We start from the raw sequence: 15,212 nt of genomic DNA, 5'->3' as shown, positions 1-15,212 counted from the left end.
CGGTGAGTTGCGCCTCACCCGCGGCGCCGGGCGCCCGGTCAGACCGTGGTGGCCAGGTCGTCGCGCAGGGCGTGCGCGGCCGCCCGCACGGCGGCCGGGTCGGGGCCCGCGGCCAGCACGGAGCGCGCCGCCGCCGGGATGACCAGCCCGTCCAGGCCGCAGAACCGCGCGGCGATCTCGGCCGGGCCCGCGCCCTGCGCGCCGACGCCCGGCGCCAGCACGGGCCCGTGCAGCCGGGAGAGGTCGAGCCCGTGGTCGTGGGTCGCGCCGATCACGACGCCGACCGCGCCGAGCGGGTCGGCCCCGGCGTTGCGCTCGGCCGCGGCGTCCACCACGCCCTGGGCGACGCTGCGCCCCGCGACCGCGGCCCGCTGGACCTCACCGCCCTCCGGGTTGGACGTGCGCGCCAGCACGAACACCCCGCGCCCCGCGTCGGCCGCCGCGGCCAGCGCCGGCTCCAGGGAGCCGAAGCCGAGGTAGGGCGACAGCGTGACCGCGTCGGCGCCCAACGGGGCACCCACGGCCAGGTAGGCGTCGGCGTAGCCGTCCATGGTCGAGCCGATGTCGCCGCGCTTCACGTCCAGCAGGGTCAGCGTGCCCGACCCGGCGAAGCCGGCCAGCAGCCGCTCCAGCACCGCGATCCCCCGCGAGCCGTGCCGCTCGAAGAACGCCGACTGCGGCTTGACCACCGCCACGTGCCCGGCCAGCGCCTCGACGCAGGCCGCGACGAAGCGGTCGAGCCCGTCGGGGTCGTCGGTCAGCCCCCACTCGGCCAGCAGCGAGGGGTGCGGGTCGATGCCCGCGCACAGCGGGCCGTGCGCGGCCACCGCGGCGACCAACCGCGTCCCGAAGTCCGCCGCGGCCGCCGTGGTGGGCTTCCCTGCGCTCACGAGCGCGCCTTGCGCAGCGCGGCGTGGGCGTCCTGCAGGGAGCGCACCCCGATGCGGCCCGCGGCCAGCGCCTCGATGCCCTGCACCGCCGCGGAGGCGCCCTGCACGGTGGTGATGCACGGGACGCCCCGCGACACCGCGGCGGCGCGGATCTCGTAGCCGTCGATCCGCGGCCCGGAGTTGCCGTACGGGGTGTTGATGATCATGTCCACGCCGCCGGCCAGGATCCGGTCGACGATCGTCTCGCCGCCGTCGCGGACGCCCTCGCTGTACTTGCGCACCACGGTGACCGCCAGCCCGTGGCGGCGCAGCACGTCCGCGGTGCCCTCGGTGGCCAGCAGCTCGAAGCCCAGGTCGGCCAGGCGCAGCACCGGGAACATGATCGCCCGCTTGTCGCGGTCGGCCATCGACACGAACACCCGCCCGGTGGTGGGCAGCGAGCCGTAGGCGCCGGCCTGCGACTTGGCGAAGGCCGCGCCGAAGGAGGCGTCGAAGCCCATCACCTCGCCGGTGGACTTCATCTCCGGGCCGAGCAGCGGGTCGACGCCCTTGCCCTCGCGGGTGCGGAACCGGTTGAACGGCAGCACCGCCTCCTTCACCGCGATCGGCGCGTCCGGCGGGAGGTCGCCGCCGTCGCCGTCGGCGGGCAGCAGGCCCTCGGCGCGCAGGTCGCCGATCGAGGCCCCGAGCATCACCCGGGCCGCGGCCTTGGCCAGCGGCACGGCCGTCGCCTTGGACACGAACGGCACCGTGCGCGACGCGCGCGGGTTGGCCTCCAGCACGTACAGGGTCTCGCCGTGCAGCGCGTACTGGACGTTGAGCAGCCCGACCACCCCGATCCCGTGGGCGATGGCCTCGGTGGAGCGCCGGATGACCTCCAGCACGCCGCGGCCAAGGGTGATCGGCGGCAGCGTGCACGAGGAGTCGCCGGAGTGCACCCCGGCCTCCTCGATGTGCTCCATCACGCCGCCGAGGAAGACCTCGTCGCCGTCGCAGAGGGCGTCGACGTCGATCTCCACGGCGTCGTCGAGGAACCGGTCGACCAGGACCGGGCGGTCCGCGCTGATCGTCGTCGAGCGGGCGATGTACGCGGCCAGCGTCGCCTCGTCGTACACGATCTCCATGCCGCGCCCGCCGAGCACGTACGACGGCCGCACGAGCACCGGGTAGCCGATCCGCTCGGCGATCCCGCGGGCCTGTTCGAAGGACACCGCGGTGCCGAACGCCGGCGCCGGCAGCCCCGCCGCGCGCAGCACCTCGCCGAACTCGCCGCGGTGCTCGGCCAGGTCGATCGCCGCGGCGCTGGTGCCCACCAGCGGCACCCCGGCCGCGGTGAGCCGCTGGGCCAGCCCGAGCGGGGTCTGCCCGCCCAGCTGCACGATCACCCCGGCGACGGTGCCCGACTGCTGCTCGGAGTGCACGACCTCCAGGACGTCCTCGAAGGTCAGCGGCTCGAAGTAGAGCCGGTCGGCGGTGTCGTAGTCGGTGGACACGGTCTCCGGGTTGCAGTTGACCATGACGGTCTCGAACCCGGCCTCGCGCAGCGCCATCACCGCGTGCACGCACGAGTAGTCGAACTCGATGCCCTGCCCGATCCGGTTCGGGCCCGAGCCCAGGATGAGCACCTTCGGGCGCGTGGTCTGCGGCTCGACCTCCGACTCGGCGTCGGGGTCGGACTCGTAGGCGCTGTAGTGGTACGGCGTGCGCGCCGCGAACTCGGCCGCGCACGTGTCCACCGTCTTGTAGACCGGGCGCACGCCCAGCCGGTGGCGCAGCGAGCGCACCCCGTCCTCGCCGGCGAGCTCGGGGCGCAGCGCGGCGAGCTGGCGGTCGGACAGCCCGGCCCGCTTGGCCCGGCGCAGCAGCGCCGCGTCCAGCACCGGGGCGTCGAGGACCTCCGCGCGCAGCTCGGTCAGCTGGGAGATCTGGTCGAGGAACCACGGGTCGATCCCCGAGGCGACGGCCACCTCGTCGACCGTGGCCCCGCCCCGCAGGGCCCCCTCGACGGCGTAGATGCGCCCCTCGGTGGGGGTGCGCAGCGCAGGCTCGGCGGTCCAGGACGGGTCGTCGGGGTCGGGCAGCGTCCAGAACCCCGCCGCGGTGGTCTCCATCGAGCGCAGGGCCTTGTTCAGCGCCTCCTGGAACGACCGGCCCAGCGCCATCGCCTCGCCGACGCTCTTCATGGTCGTGGTCAGCTCGGGGTCGGCGCCGGGGAACTTCTCGAACGCGAACCGCGGCACCTTCACCACGACGTAGTCCAGGGTCGGCTCGAAGGCCGCCGGGGTCTCGCCGGTGATGTCGTTGCGGATCTCGTCGAGGGTGTAGCCCACGGCCAGCCGCGCGGCGATCTTGGCGATCGGGAAGCCGGTGGCCTTGGAGGCCAGCGCGCTCGAGCGCGAGACGCGCGGGTTCATCTCGATGACGACCAGCCGTCCGGTGTCGGGGTGCACCGCGAACTGGATGTTGCAACCGCCGGTGTCCACCCCCACCGCGCGCAGCACGGCGATGCCGACGTCGCGCATGTGCTGGTACTCGCGGTCGGTCAGGGTCATGGCCGGCGCCACGGTGATCGAGTCGCCGGTGTGCACGCCCATCGGGTCGAGGTTCTCGATCGAGCAGACGACGACCACGTTGTCCTTGCGGTCGCGCATCAGCTCGAGCTCGTACTCCTTCCAGCCGAGCACGGACTCCTCGATGAGCACCTCGTGCACCGGGGAGGCGGCCAGGCCCGCGCCGGCCAGCCGGTCGAGGTCGGTCTGGTCGAAGGCCATCCCCGACCCCAGGCCACCCATCGTGAACGAGGGCCGGATGACCACGGGCAGGCCCAGCTGCTCGGCCGCCGCGCGGACCTCGTCCATCGAGTGGCAGACGGCGCTGCGCGGCACGTCCCCGCCCACCGACTGGACGATCTCCTTGAACTTGAGCCGGTCCTCGCCGCGCTGGATGGCCTCGATGTCGGCGCCGATCAGCTCGACGCCGTAGCGCTCCAGCACCCCGTTCTCGTGCAGCGCGACGGCGACGTTCAGCGCCGTCTGGCCGCCCAGGGTGGCCAGGATGGCGTCCGGGCGCTCGGCGGCGATGATCTGCTCGACGAACTCCGGGGTGATCGGCTCGATGTAGGTCGCGTCGGCGAACTCCGGGTCGGTCATGATCGTGGCGGGGTTGGAGTTGACCAGGGAGACCCGGATCCCCTCGGCCCGCAGCACCCGGCAGGCCTGGGTGCCCGAGTAGTCGAACTCGCTGGCCTGGCCGATGACGATCGGCCCGGAGCCGATCACCATGACGTGCTGGATGTCCTGGCGGCGCGGCATCAGCGCGGCCCCCCGTCCGTCGGGCCGGGGCGTTCGCCCTCCGGCGGGTCGTCCTCGGACCTGGTGGCGAACCAGTCGCCGTCCGAGGGGGCGTCGTCGCCGACGGCCGGGTCGGGGGTGGCGTTCTGCGCGGCGAGCCGCACCGTGTCCAGCGGGATGGGCCGGGTGGGTTCGTCGGACAGGGGCGCCGGAAGGGGCGCGGGAATGGGCGCTTGCATGGGCGCTTGCATGGGCGCTGGGAGCGGCGCGGCGAGAGAGGCGGGGTCCGCGGGCATCGGCGGCTGGTCCACGGCGTCGGGCACCGGCGCGCCGGGCTCGGGCACCGGCGGCGCGACGACCTCGGGCACCGGGGCCGCGGCGGGCCCGGGGACCCGCGGCGCCAGGGGCTCGACCCACGGGGCGTCGGCGACGTCGGGCTCGACGGCCGGCGCGGTGCCCGGCGCGACGGGCACGACGGGCGACTCGACGTCCGGCGCGACGGCGGGCTCGACGACCGACTGCTCGGGCTCCGGGGCGGGCTCCGCGGGCGGGGCGACGCCGGGCGGCGGGTCGTACAGCCGGTGGCGGCCGCGCCCGGTCGCCTCGCCCATCAGGTCCACGAAGCGGTCGAACAGGTCGGCGGCGTCGTGCGGCCCGGCCGCCGCCTCCGGGTGGTACTGCACGCTGAACGCGGGCACCTCCAGCGCCCGCATGCCTTCCACGGTGCCGTCGTTGGAGCAGGTGTGGGTGATGACGGCGGGACCGAACGGGGTGTCGAACCGCTCCCCGGCCTCCCCGACGACCGCGAAGCCGTGGTTCTGCGAGGTGATGGCCACCCGCCCGGTCTCGTGCTCGATGACCGGGATGTTGATGCCCCGGTGCCCGTAGCGCATCTTGTACGTCCCCCGGCCCAGTGCGCGCCCGAGGATCTGGTTGCCGAAGCAGATCCCGAACAGCGGGATGCGCCGCTCCAGCACCTGCCGGGTCAGCGCCACCGGGCCGTCGGCGGTGGCCGGGTCGCCCGGCCCGTTGGACAGGAACACGCCGTCCACGCCGAGCTCCTCGATCTGCTCGATCGTCGTGTCCGCGGGCAGCACGTGGGTCTCGATCCCGCGCGCGGCCAGCATCCGCGGGGTGTTCGACTTGATGCCGACGTCGATCGCGGCCACGGTGAACCGCTTGGCCACGGTGGCCTGTACGACGTACGGCTCCCGGGTGGTCACCGCGCCGTACAGGTCGGAGCCGGCCATCTGCGGGGAGTCGCGCACACGCTCGACGAGCTCGTCGTCCGCGGCCAGCGCGTCGCCGGAGAAGACACCGGCCCGCATGGCCCCGCGCTCGCGCAGGTGGCGCACCAGCGCGCGGGTGTCGATCCCGGCCACCCCGACGACGCCCTGCTCGCGCAGCGCGTCGCCGAGGGAGCGGCGCGAGCGCCAGTTCGACGCGATCCGCGACGGGTCGCGCACCACGTAGCCGGCCACCTGGATCCGCGCGGACTCGTCGTCCTCGTCGTTCCAGCCGGTGTTGCCGATCTGCGGCGCGGTCTGCACCACGATCTGGCGGTGGTACGAGGGGTCGGTGAGGGTCTCCTGGTAGCCGGACATCCCGGTGGCGAAGACCGCCTCCCCCAGGCCCGTCCCCGCGGCCCCGAACACCTCGCCGCGGAAGATCCGCCCGTCCTCGAGCACCAGAAGGGCGGTCGTGCCGCTCATGGGGTCCCCCGTCCGTCGTCGTGGTGGGCCACCCTGCCGTCCCGCGCGGTGATGCGGCCGCGCAGCACGGTCGCGGCCACCGTCGCCGGCAGCCGCATGCCCTCGTATGGAGTGTTCGCCGACCGGCTCGCCAGCGTTGCCCCGCGCACCGTCCAGACCCCGTCCGGGTCGACCAGCGCGAAGGTGGCCGGTTCCCCGACCGCGATGGGCCTGCCGTGGTCGGGCAGCCCGCCGATGGCCGCCGGGCGCTCGGAGAGCACCCGGGCCACGCCCCGCCAGTCCAGCAGGCCCGGCTCGACCAGCGCGTGCACCACGATCGACAGCGCCGTCTGCAGGCCCAGCATCCCCGGCCGGGCCGCGGCCCACTCGGTGTCCTTGTACTGGGCGGCGTGCGGCGCGTGGTCGGTCGCGACGACGTCGATCGTGCCGTCGACCAGCGCCGCGCGCAGCGCCGCGGTGTCCTCCGCGGTGCGCAGCGGCGGGTTGACCTTGTGCACCGGGTCGTAGGCGGTCAGCGCGGCGTCGGTGAGCAGCAGGTGGTGCGGGGTGACCTCGGCGCTCACCCGCACCCCGTCGGCCTTGGCCGCGCGCAGCACGGCCAGGGTGCGCGCCGACGAGACGTGGCACACGTGCAGCGCGGCGCCGGCCTCGCGGGCCAGCGCGCAGTCGCGGGCCACCACCGTCTCCTCGGCGGTGGCCGGCCAGCCGGCCAGCCCCAGCCGGGAGGCGACGACGCCGTCGTGCGCCTGCGCGCCCGCGGTGAGCCGGTGGTCCTCGGCGTGCTGGGCGATCACCACGCCCAGCGCCGAGGCGTACTCCAGCGCCCGGCGCATGACCAGCGGGTCGTTCACGCAGCGGCCGTCGTCGCTGAACAGCCGCACCCGGGCCGCGGAGCGGGCCATGGTGCCCAGCTCGGCCAGCTTCGCGCCCTCCAGGCCGACGGTGACCGCGCCGACCGGGTGCACGTCGACCAGGCCGACCTCCTCGCCGCGACGGCGCACGTACTCGACGACGACGGCCGAGTCGGCGACCGGGTCGGTGTTCGGCATCGCGAAGACGGCGGTGTAGCCGCCCAGCGCGGCGGCGGCCGAGCCGGTCTCGATGGTCTCGGACTCCTCGCCCCCCGGCTCGCGCAGGTGGGTGTGCAGGTCGACGAAGCCGGGCAGCAGCACCAGCCCGTCGGCCTCCAGCCGGCGCGGGCCGCCCCCCGGCCCGCCGTCGCGGTCGTGGCGCTCGGCGAGACCGGCGCCCATCTCGGCCACGACGCCGCCGCGGACCAGCAGGTCCACCGGGTCCTCGCCGTACGGGCGCGCGCCGACGATCAGCAGGTCGTCCACCGGTGCGTTCACGTGCTCCTTCTGGGGGTCGATCGCGGGGCGGCTCACTGGGGGGCTCCGGCCAGCAGGTGGTAGAGCACGGCCATCCGGATGTGCACCCCGTTGGACACCTGCGCCAGCACCGCCGAGCGGGGCCCGTCGGCGACCGCGGGCGCGATCTCCATGCCGCGCACCATCGGGCCCGGGTGCAGCACCACGGCGTGCTCGGGCAGCAGCGCGGCCCGCGCGGTCGACAGGCCGTAGCCGATGGCGTACTCCCGTGCGGACGGGAAGAACGTGCCGTGCATCCGCTCGGCCTGCACCCGCAGCATCATCACCGCGTCCAGCCCGGGCAGCTCGGCGTCCAGGTCGGGGCCGACCCGGCACGGCCACTGCTGCACCCCCACCGGCAGCAGCGTCGGCGGGGCCACCAGCACGACCTCGGCGCCCAGCGTGGCCAGCAGGAACACGTTCGACCGGGCCACGCGGCTGTGCAGCACGTCGCCGACGATGCCGATCCGCCGACCGGCGATCGAGCCCAGCCGCTCGCGCAGGGTGGCCGCGTCCAGCAGGGCCTGGGTGGGGTGCTCGTGGGTGCCGTCGCCGGCGTTGACGATCGCGGTGTGGGTGCCGGTGGCCGCGGCGTCGCGGTCGATCCACGCGGCCAGCCGGTGCGCCGCCCCGGAGGCCGGGTGGCGCACCACGACGCAGTCGGCGCCCATCGCCGAGAGGGTCAGCGCGGTGTCGCGCAGCGACTCGCCCTTCGACACCGACGAGCCCGAGGCGCTCACGTTCACGGTGTCCGCGCTCATCCACTTGCCGGCGATCTCGAACGACACCCGGGTGCGGGTGGAGTTCTCGTAGAACATCGTGATCACCGTGCGGCCGCGCAGCGTGGGCAGCTTGCGGACCTCGCGGCCCAGCAGCGCCTGCTTGAGCCGGTCGGAGGTGTCCAGCAGGCCGGTCGCCGCGGCGGCGTCCAGGTCGGTGACCGACAGGAGGTGCTTCACCCGGCACCGCCCTGCTCGGGCCGGGGCGCGCCCGCACCGCGGCGCAGCAGCACGCCGTCGCGGCCGTCGGCCTCGGCCAGCAGCACCAGCACCTGCTCGTCGCGCGCGCTGGGCACGTTCTTGCCCACGTAGTCGGCGCGGATGGGCAGCTCGCGGTGCCCGCGGTCGACCAGCACGGCGAGCTGCACCGCCCGCGGGCGGCCGTGGTCGCCGAGCGCGTCGAGGGCGGCGCGCACCGTCCGGCCCGACATCAGCACGTCGTCGACCAGCACGACCAGCGCGTCGTCCAGCCCGACGTCGGGCAGCGTGGTGCCGGCCAGCGGGCGGGCCGGACGGCGGCGCAGGTCGTCGCGGTAGAGGGTGGGGTCGACCGAGCCCACCGCGGGCGCCGACCCCCCGAAGTCCCCGATGGCCGCGGCCAGGCGGGCGGCCAGCACGGACCCGCGGGTGGGCACCCCGATCAGCACGACGTCGCGCGCCCCCGCGGTCTTCTCGATGATCTGGTGCGCCATGCGCGCGATGGTGCGGGACACGTCGGCCGCGCTGAGCAGCTCCCGGGAGGGAGGGCTCGCGCCGGTCACGTCCCCGCGGCGGTCGTCCGCCACGAGTCACTCCTTCCCCGCCTCACCGGACGGGCCCTTAAAGGAATCATCACCGACCGAGATCGGCCCGGCGCGGGTGCCCGCCTCCGCAGCGGGCGCGACACGCCGACGGCGCGACGCTATCAGCGAGCCCCCCGCACCCGACCGCCATCCATCGCGGATGTCACACCGCGTCGAACTTCGGCGCCCCCCACTCGTACCCCAGGTGCCTCACCGCGCATACCATCATCGATCGCAAGGCCCTCACCTGCACGACGTAACGCCTGACCGGACAGTGTCGATCAGCCGTTCGAGTGATCTAGGTACGGGGGTGACTTGACCGATGGGCAGAGCAAGCGCAAGATTACTCTCCGTATCGAAATCGACCCCAGTTCCGGGCCGGCGACGATGCGGGGAGAACGGCGTCGGGAGCGGTCCACAGGGCCGGCCCGGGCACCGCCGAACTCCTCCGCACGACCGGCCCGTTCGGCCACCGGTCCGACCGGAGCGGTGGATCCACGGAAGTGGCATTGCAGTACCGATGCGGCGGCCAGATCGCACCGATGTAGTACAGATGCTGTACGAAGTTGTACGAACCAGTACGAATCGACCTGGACGCCCGACTGGACGCCCGACCAAGACCCCCCGACCATCCCCCCTGAGCACGACCCCACCACGAGAACCGACCGGTGCGGTCGGCGAAGACGGCACCGCCCCGGGGCACACCGCAGTACCGAAGTAGCGACGCATGAGGTCGGTCCTCGACCGACAGGACGTAAGTGAGGAGATCGCCACATGGGCGACTACGCCAAGGCGCTCGGCGGAAAGCTCCGCGCCATCCGGCAGCAGCAGGGCTTGTCGCTGCACGGCGTCGAGCAGAAGTCGGGCGGCCGCTGGAAGGCGGTCGTCGTGGGCTCCTACGAGCGCGGCGATCGCGCGGTCACCGTGCAGAAGCTCGCCGAGCTGGCCGACTTCTACGGCGTCCCGGTGGCCGAGCTGCTGCCCGAGGGCCGCGTCCCGTCCGGATCCGAGCCGGCCACCAAGATCGTGATCAACCTGGAGCGCCTGCAGCAGCTACCTGCGGACAAGGTGGGCCCGCTCGCCCGGTACGCCGCGGCCATCCAGAGCCAGCGCGGCGACTACAACGGCAAGGTGCTCAGCATCCGCGCCGAGGACCTGCGGTCGCTGTCGATCATCTACGACATGACGCCCGGCGAGCTGACCGACCAGCTGATCAACTGGGGCGTGCTGCCCCCCGAGGCCCGGCCGGCGGGCTGAGCCGGCAGGGCCGGTCCGCGGGAGACGCGGACCGGCCTGACCCGAAGGATGGGTCCCGATCGTGGACGATCGGTGGAATCGGACACCCGGGCGCACGACGGCCCGGACCGGCCCGGGACCGTCAGCGGGTGGCCCGCAGGTGCTCGGCGATGTCGGAGATCCGGCCGAGCACGCCGTTGAGGAAGCGCGGGCTGTCGTCCGTGGACAGCGACCGGGCCAGCTCCACCGCCTCGGTGATGGCCACCGGGTCGTCGATCTCGTCGACCCACAGCAGCTCGAACACGCCGATCCTCAGCAGGGTCCGGTCGACCGCGGGCATGCGGGCCACGGTCCAGCCCTCGGCGTGCTCGGCGAGCAGCTGGTCGATCCGCTCCCGGTACTCGACCACCCCGCGCACCAGCATCGCCGCGTAGTCCGACACCGGTGGGGCGTCGTCGGTGGAGCGCCGCTGGTCGAGCACGACCAGCGGGTCGTCGCCGCGGGCCTCGGACTCGAAGAGGATGTCGAGCGCCCGTTTCCGGGCCTTCGTCCGAGCTCTGATCATCAGTTGGAGACGCGGCCCAGGTAGCGGCCGTCGCGCGTGTCGACCTTGATCTTCTCGCCGGTGCTCAGGAACAGCGGCACCTGGACCTCGGCGCCCGTCTCCAGGGTGGCGGGCTTGGTGCCACCGGTGGACCGGTCGCCCTGCAGGCCGGGGTCGGTGTGCGAGACCAGCAGCTCCACCGAGGCCGGCAGCTCCACGTACAGCGGCACGCCCTCGTGCAGCGCCACCATCGCGACCTGGTTCTCCAGGAGGTAGTCGGCCGCGGAGCCGACCGTGGCCTCCGGGATCGGGATCTGGTCGTAGGTGTCGCCGTCCATGAAGACGAAGTCGGAGCCGTCGCGGTAGAGGTAGGTCATGTCGCGGCGGTCGACGACCGCGGTGTCGACCTTGGTGCCGGCGTTGAAGGTCTTGTCGACGACCTTCCCGGTCATCACGTTCTTCAGGGTGGTGCGCACGAATGCGCCGCCCTTGCCCGGCTTGACGTGCTGGAACGCGGTGACCGACCACAGCTGGCCGTCCAGGTTCAGCACCAAGCCGTTCTTCAGGTCGTTCGTGGTGGCCACGTGCGGGTGTCTCCTGGGTCTGTGCGGGGCGCGGGTGGGCCGGCGTCCGGCGGTCGGGATGCCGGTGGCTCGGTGGGCGCCGGGTGTGCTCGTGAGCGGCGCCGCTGCGGCGCGCTCGTCCGTGCCCCAGGGTACCGCCTCGGCGTCCGCGACCCGCGCCGCCCGGGGCCGACGGCCCACCCGGGGGCGCCTCAGACCTCGACGAGCTCCTTGGTGGTCAGGGTGAGCAGGTCGGCGGCGGCGCCGTCGGCGACGACCAGGGTGTCCTCGATCCGCACCCCGCCGCGCCCGGCCAGGTAGACCCCCGGCTCGACCGTGACGGTCATGCCGGCGGCCAGGGTGCCCGCGCCGGACGCGGCGAGCGCGGGCGCCTCGTGGATCTGCAGTCCGACGCCGTGGCCCAGGCCGTGCAGGAACTGCTCGCCCCGGCCCGCGTCGCGCACGACCGACCGGGCCGCCTCGTCCACGGCGGACACGGCAGCGCCCGGAGCGAGCGCGGCCGTGCCCGCGGCCTGGGCCCGCGCCACCAGCGCGTACAGCTCGCGCTGCCAGTCGGCGGCCCGACCGAGCACGAAGGTGCGCGTCATGTCGGAGTGGTAGCCCTCGACCAGCGCGCCGAAGTCGAGCTTGAGCAGGTCGCCCGCGGCCAGCACGGCCGCGGTCGGGCGGTGGTGGGGCACGGCCGAGTTCGCCCCGGTGGCCACGATCGTGTCGAACGAGGGGCCCTGCGCGCCGTGCCCGCGCATGCGGTTCTCCAGGTCGAGCGCGACCTCGACCTCGGTGCGCCCCGGCGCGAGGCCGCCCGCGGCGACGAGATCGGCCAGCGCGGCGTCGGCGGCGGCGCAGGCGGCGCGCAGCGCGGCGATCTCGGAGTCGTCCTTGACCGCGCGCAGCCGCTGCACCAGACCGGGCGCGCGGTGCAGGCGCGCCGGGCCCGCGGCGTCGACGAGGGCCGAGTGGGCGTCGACCGTCACCGCGTCGGACTCGAAGCCCAGCCGGTCGACACCGCCGCCGCCCGCGTCGGCGGCCAGCCGCAGCGCGCAGGCCCGGTCCTCCAGGCGCGCCAGGTCGGGCACCTCGACGGCGGACTGCTCGCGGTAGCGCCCGTCGGTGCAGAACCGGCTGCCTGCCTCGCCTTCCGCGTGCACCAGCAACGCGGCGTTGGAGCCGGTGAAGCCGGTCAGGTAGCGGACGTTCACCAGGTCGGTGACCAGCAGGGCGTCCACGCCCTCCGGTTCCATGGCCCGGCGCAGCGCCGCGCGGCGGCTCGCGAACATCTCCCCACCGTACGTCCCCGCACCGTCCCGGGCGCCTTCCCGCCGTCGCGGTCGCCGCATGTGTTCGACCGGCCGGGTCCGGGTAATCGTGCCCATGAGAATCGGATCGAGCATCGGCCTGATCGCGGTGGGTTTGGTCCTCGCGCTGGCCGTCGACGACATCATCAGCGGCGTCGACCTGGCCCTGGTGGGCTGGATCCTCGCCGCCGTCGGTGTGGTCGGGCTGGTGGTGAGCCTGTCGCTCATGCGGCGCAGCCGGCCCGCGGTGGAGCAGCCGGTGGTCCGCGAGCAGCGGGTGGTGCGCGAGCCCACCCTGCACGAGCAGCCGGTCGTGCGCGAGGAGTACCCGCAGCAGCGCGTCGAGCGCCGCGAGCAGTACTGACCTGGCTGACCTGACCGCGCCGCCGTGGGGCCGGCTCAGGCCGGGTCGGCCCGCGGCTGCTCGGCCAGCCAGCGCAGGGCCAGCGCGTAGCCGGGCACGCCCAGCCCGACGATCACCCCGCTGGCCACCGCGGAGATGTAGGAGTGGTGGCGGAACTCCTCGCGGGTGTGCACGTTGCTGATGTGCACCTCGACCAGGTCGGCGGTGCGCTGGGCGCAGGCGTCGCGCAGGGCCACCGAGGTGTGCGTCCAGCCGCCCGCGTTCAGCACGACCGGCAGCGACGCGTCGGCGGCCTCGTGCAGCCAGCCGATCATCTCGCCCTCGTGGTCGGTCTGGCGCACCTCCACGAGCAGCCCCAGCTCGGCCCCGGCCCGCTCGCACAGCGCGACCAGGTCGGCGTGGGTGGTCGCGCCGTAGACGGCGGGCTCGCGGCGGCCCAGCCGACCCAGGTTGGGCCCGTTGAGCACCAGCACCCGACGCGGCTGGGCCGCCAGCGCCTCCTGGGCGTCCTGGGCGCTCACCCGGCCACCCCGGTGGCGACGGCGGCGTAGGCGCGCTCGAGCAGCTCCGGTTCCGGGCCCTCCAGCCTGCCCGGCTCGGCCAGCCCGTCCAGCACGACGAAGCGCAAGGTGCCCGCGCGCGCCTTCTTGTCGCCCCGCATCGACTCGAGCAGCTCGGGGAACGCCTCGGCCGGGTAGCCGACCGGGAGCCCCAGTGAGGTCAGCACGCCGCGGTGGCGCCGCGCCGTGGCCGCGTCCAGCCGGCCGGCGGCGTGCGCGAGCTCCGCGGCGAAGACCAGCCCCACGCTGACCGCCGCGCCGTGGCGCCACCGGTACTCCTCGCGGCGCTCGATGGCGTGCGCGAGGGTGTGGCCGTAGTTGAGGATCTCCCGCAGGTGCGACTCGCGCAGGTCGGCCGCGACCACGTCGGCCTTGACCCGGATCGAGCGGCGCACCAGCTCGGCCAGCACCGGCGCCGCCGGGTCCAGGGCCGCGCCCGGGTCGGCCTCGATCAGCTCGAGGATCACCGGGTCGGCGATGAACCCGGTCTTGACGATCTCCGCGCTGCCCGCGACCAGCTCGGCGGGGGGCAGCGTGTCCAGCACGGCCAGGTCGACCAGCACGGCGGACGGCTCGTGGAACGCGCCTACCAGGTTCTTGCCCGCCGCGGTGTTGATGCCGGTCTTGCCGCCGACCGCGGCGTCGACCATGGCCAGCAGCGTGGTCGGCACGTGCACCACCCGGACGCCGCGCATCCAGGTCGCGGCCACGAAGCCGGCCAGGTCGGTGGCCGCGCCCCCGCCCAGCGAGACGACGACGTCCTGGCGGGTGAGCCCGACGCGGCCGCAGACCTCCCAGCAGAACCCGGCCACCGCGAGCGCCTTGCCGTCCTCGGCCTCGGGGATCTCGACGCGGTGCGCGTCGACCCCGGCCGCGACCAGCTCGGCGCGGGCCGCCTCGGCCACCCCGGCCAGCTGCGGCTGGTGCACGAGCAGGGCCTTGGCCGCGCCGAGGCCGGTCACCGTGGCGGTGAGCTCGGCGCGCACCCCCCGGCCGATCAGCACCGGGTAGGGCTGGGCCGAGGCCACCTCGATGGTCACGACCTCGTCCAGCGCTCCCCGCGCCGGGCCGCTCACCGGGCCCGCCGGGCCGGGTCGGCTGCCGGGACCACGGCCGGCATCCCCAGGTCCTGCGCGTGCGCGTGGTCGGTCGCCGCAGAACTCGCCGACTCGGGCCCGTGGAAGGTGTCGTGGAGGGCGTCGCCGGACTCGTCGACGCCGTCGTCGGCGGGATCGTCGGCGCCTGCCGGGCTCTCCCCGATCGCCTCCAGCACGGCCCGGGCGACCTGGTTCGTGCTGCGCCGCGTGGTGTCGACCTCGATCGTGGCGACCTCGCGGTAGAGCGGGGCCCTGGCCTCCAGCAGCGCGCGGAACGTCGCCCGCGGGTTGACCCCGGCCAGCAGCGGGCGCGCGGTGGACATCCCGGTGCGGCGCAGGCCGTCGGTCAGGCCGACGGTGAGGTGCACGACGCGGTGCCCGCGCAGCAGCAGCCGCGTGCGCTCGTCGAGGACCGACCCGCCGCCCAGCGCCAGCACGCCGTCGACCTCGGACAGCGCCTCGGCCACCACCGCCCGCTCCAGCTCCCGGAAGGCCGGTTCGCCCTCCTCCAGGAACATGTCGGCGATCGGCTTGCCGATCCGCTCCACGATCACCGCGTCCACGTCGGTGAAGCCCACCCCGAGACGGCGGGCCAGCACCCGCCCCACGGTCGTCTTGCCGGCACCGGGGGCACCGACCAGCACCACTACGGGCCGAATCGGGGTCGTCATACCGCCCACCCTACTGATCGCTACCGCTCCTCCCGGTGGCC

12 protein-coding genes and 2 pseudogenes are annotated in these 15,212 nt (G+C 74.6%); 2 read left to right on the top strand and 12 right to left on the bottom strand.

Features of this window, described 5'->3' with window-relative positions; all coding sequences use genetic code 11:
* Positions 1–38: 38 nt before the first annotated feature.
* The 6 genes and pseudogenes from pyrF to pyrR form a co-directional block, all read right to left on the bottom strand.
* Positions 39–890, bottom strand: coding sequence for an orotidine-5'-phosphate decarboxylase (gene pyrF, locus KDL28_RS27490; protein WP_252443102.1), 852 nt, complete (start codon positions 888–890; stop codon positions 39–41).
* On the bottom strand, positions 887–4,201 hold the full coding sequence (gene carB / locus KDL28_RS27485; protein WP_252443100.1) for a carbamoyl-phosphate synthase large subunit: 3,315 nt from the start codon (positions 4,199–4,201) through the stop codon (positions 887–889). Before carB ends, pyrF begins: the two co-directional genes overlap by 4 nt.
* A 584-nt stretch (positions 4,202–4,785) precedes the next feature.
* Positions 4,786–5,892, bottom strand: a pseudogene (carA, locus tag KDL28_RS27480) (glutamine-hydrolyzing carbamoyl-phosphate synthase small subunit); the annotation flags it as partial.
* Entirely contained in the window at positions 5,889–7,241 is a 1,353-nt protein-coding gene (locus KDL28_RS27475; RefSeq protein ID WP_372497086.1) for a dihydroorotase, read from the bottom strand. The pseudogene carA and the gene KDL28_RS27475, both read right to left, overlap by 4 nt.
* Positions 7,242–7,273: 32 nt before the next feature.
* Positions 7,274–8,218: an aspartate carbamoyltransferase catalytic subunit gene (locus KDL28_RS27470; protein WP_252443097.1), complete on the bottom strand. Its 945-nt coding sequence runs from the start codon at positions 8,216–8,218 to the stop codon at positions 7,274–7,276.
* Entirely contained in the window at positions 8,215–8,823 is a 609-nt protein-coding gene (pyrR, locus tag KDL28_RS27465; protein WP_308216071.1) for a bifunctional pyr operon transcriptional regulator/uracil phosphoribosyltransferase PyrR, read from the bottom strand. The genes KDL28_RS27470 and pyrR overlap by 4 nt, the downstream gene beginning before the upstream one ends.
* Before the next feature lie 771 nt (positions 8,824–9,594).
* On the opposite strand from pyrR, the gene bldD reads away from it, so the two are divergent.
* Positions 9,595–10,077, top strand: a complete 483-nt coding sequence (bldD, locus tag KDL28_RS27460; RefSeq protein ID WP_214405888.1) for a transcriptional regulator BldD — start codon at positions 9,595–9,597, stop codon at positions 10,075–10,077.
* 121 nt (positions 10,078–10,198) lie between these two features.
* Here the strand turns inward: bldD and nusB are convergent, their stop codons facing one another.
* From nusB to KDL28_RS27445, 3 genes are all read right to left on the bottom strand, one after another.
* Positions 10,199–10,618, bottom strand: coding sequence for a transcription antitermination factor NusB (nusB, locus tag KDL28_RS27455; RefSeq protein WP_252443238.1), 420 nt, complete (start codon positions 10,616–10,618; stop codon positions 10,199–10,201).
* 2 nt (positions 10,619–10,620) lie between these two features.
* Positions 10,621–11,184, bottom strand: a complete 564-nt coding sequence (gene efp / locus KDL28_RS27450; RefSeq protein ID WP_252443095.1) for an elongation factor P — start codon at positions 11,182–11,184, stop codon at positions 10,621–10,623.
* 191 nt (positions 11,185–11,375) lie between these two features.
* A complete protein-coding gene (locus tag KDL28_RS27445; protein ID WP_252443093.1) occupies positions 11,376–12,461 on the bottom strand; it encodes a M24 family metallopeptidase in 1,086 nt (361 codons plus the stop codon).
* Between the two features lie 94 nt (positions 12,462–12,555).
* On the opposite strand from KDL28_RS27445, the gene KDL28_RS27440 reads away from it, so the two are divergent.
* Positions 12,556–12,843: a DUF6458 family protein gene (locus tag KDL28_RS27440; RefSeq protein ID WP_252443091.1), complete on the top strand. Its 288-nt coding sequence runs from the start codon at positions 12,556–12,558 to the stop codon at positions 12,841–12,843.
* A gap of 35 nt (positions 12,844–12,878) precedes the next feature.
* Here KDL28_RS27440 and aroQ read toward each other — a convergent pair whose 3' ends face one another.
* The 3 genes and pseudogenes from aroQ to KDL28_RS27425 all read right to left on the bottom strand — a co-directional run.
* Positions 12,879–13,337, bottom strand: a complete 459-nt coding sequence (aroQ, locus tag KDL28_RS27435; RefSeq protein ID WP_252443236.1) for a type II 3-dehydroquinate dehydratase — start codon at positions 13,335–13,337, stop codon at positions 12,879–12,881.
* A gap of 23 nt (positions 13,338–13,360) precedes the next feature.
* Complete coding sequence (aroB, locus tag KDL28_RS27430; RefSeq protein WP_252443234.1) at positions 13,361–14,455, bottom strand: 3-dehydroquinate synthase; 1,095 nt, start codon at positions 14,453–14,455, stop codon at positions 13,361–13,363.
* A gap of 182 nt (positions 14,456–14,637) precedes the next feature.
* A pseudogene (locus KDL28_RS27425) lies at positions 14,638–15,159 on the bottom strand (shikimate kinase); the annotation flags it as partial.
* Between the last annotated feature and the right edge of the window lie 53 nt (positions 15,160–15,212).

Origin of the sequence: Pseudonocardia humida (genome assembly GCF_023898865.1) — a bacterium.
GTDB lineage: Bacteria > Actinomycetota > Actinomycetes > Mycobacteriales > Pseudonocardiaceae > Pseudonocardia > Pseudonocardia humida.
Note: the sequence above shows the minus strand (reverse complement) of the source record. Positions and strands in the feature narration are given on the sequence as shown.

Bases quoted from the DNA above. Each gene is read 5' to 3' on its own strand.
- carB (WP_252443100.1), bottom strand. From the start codon at position 4,201: ATGCCGCGCCGCCAGGACATCCAGCACGTCATGGTGATCGGCTCCGGG.
- KDL28_RS27445 (WP_252443093.1), bottom strand. From the start codon at position 12,461: ATGTTCGCGAGCCGCCGCGCGGCGCTGCGCCGGGCCATGGAACCGGAG.
- KDL28_RS27440 (WP_252443091.1), top strand. From the start codon at position 12,556: ATGAGAATCGGATCGAGCATCGGCCTGATCGCGGTGGGTTTGGTCCTC.
- bldD (WP_214405888.1), top strand. From the start codon at position 9,595: ATGGGCGACTACGCCAAGGCGCTCGGCGGAAAGCTCCGCGCCATCCGG.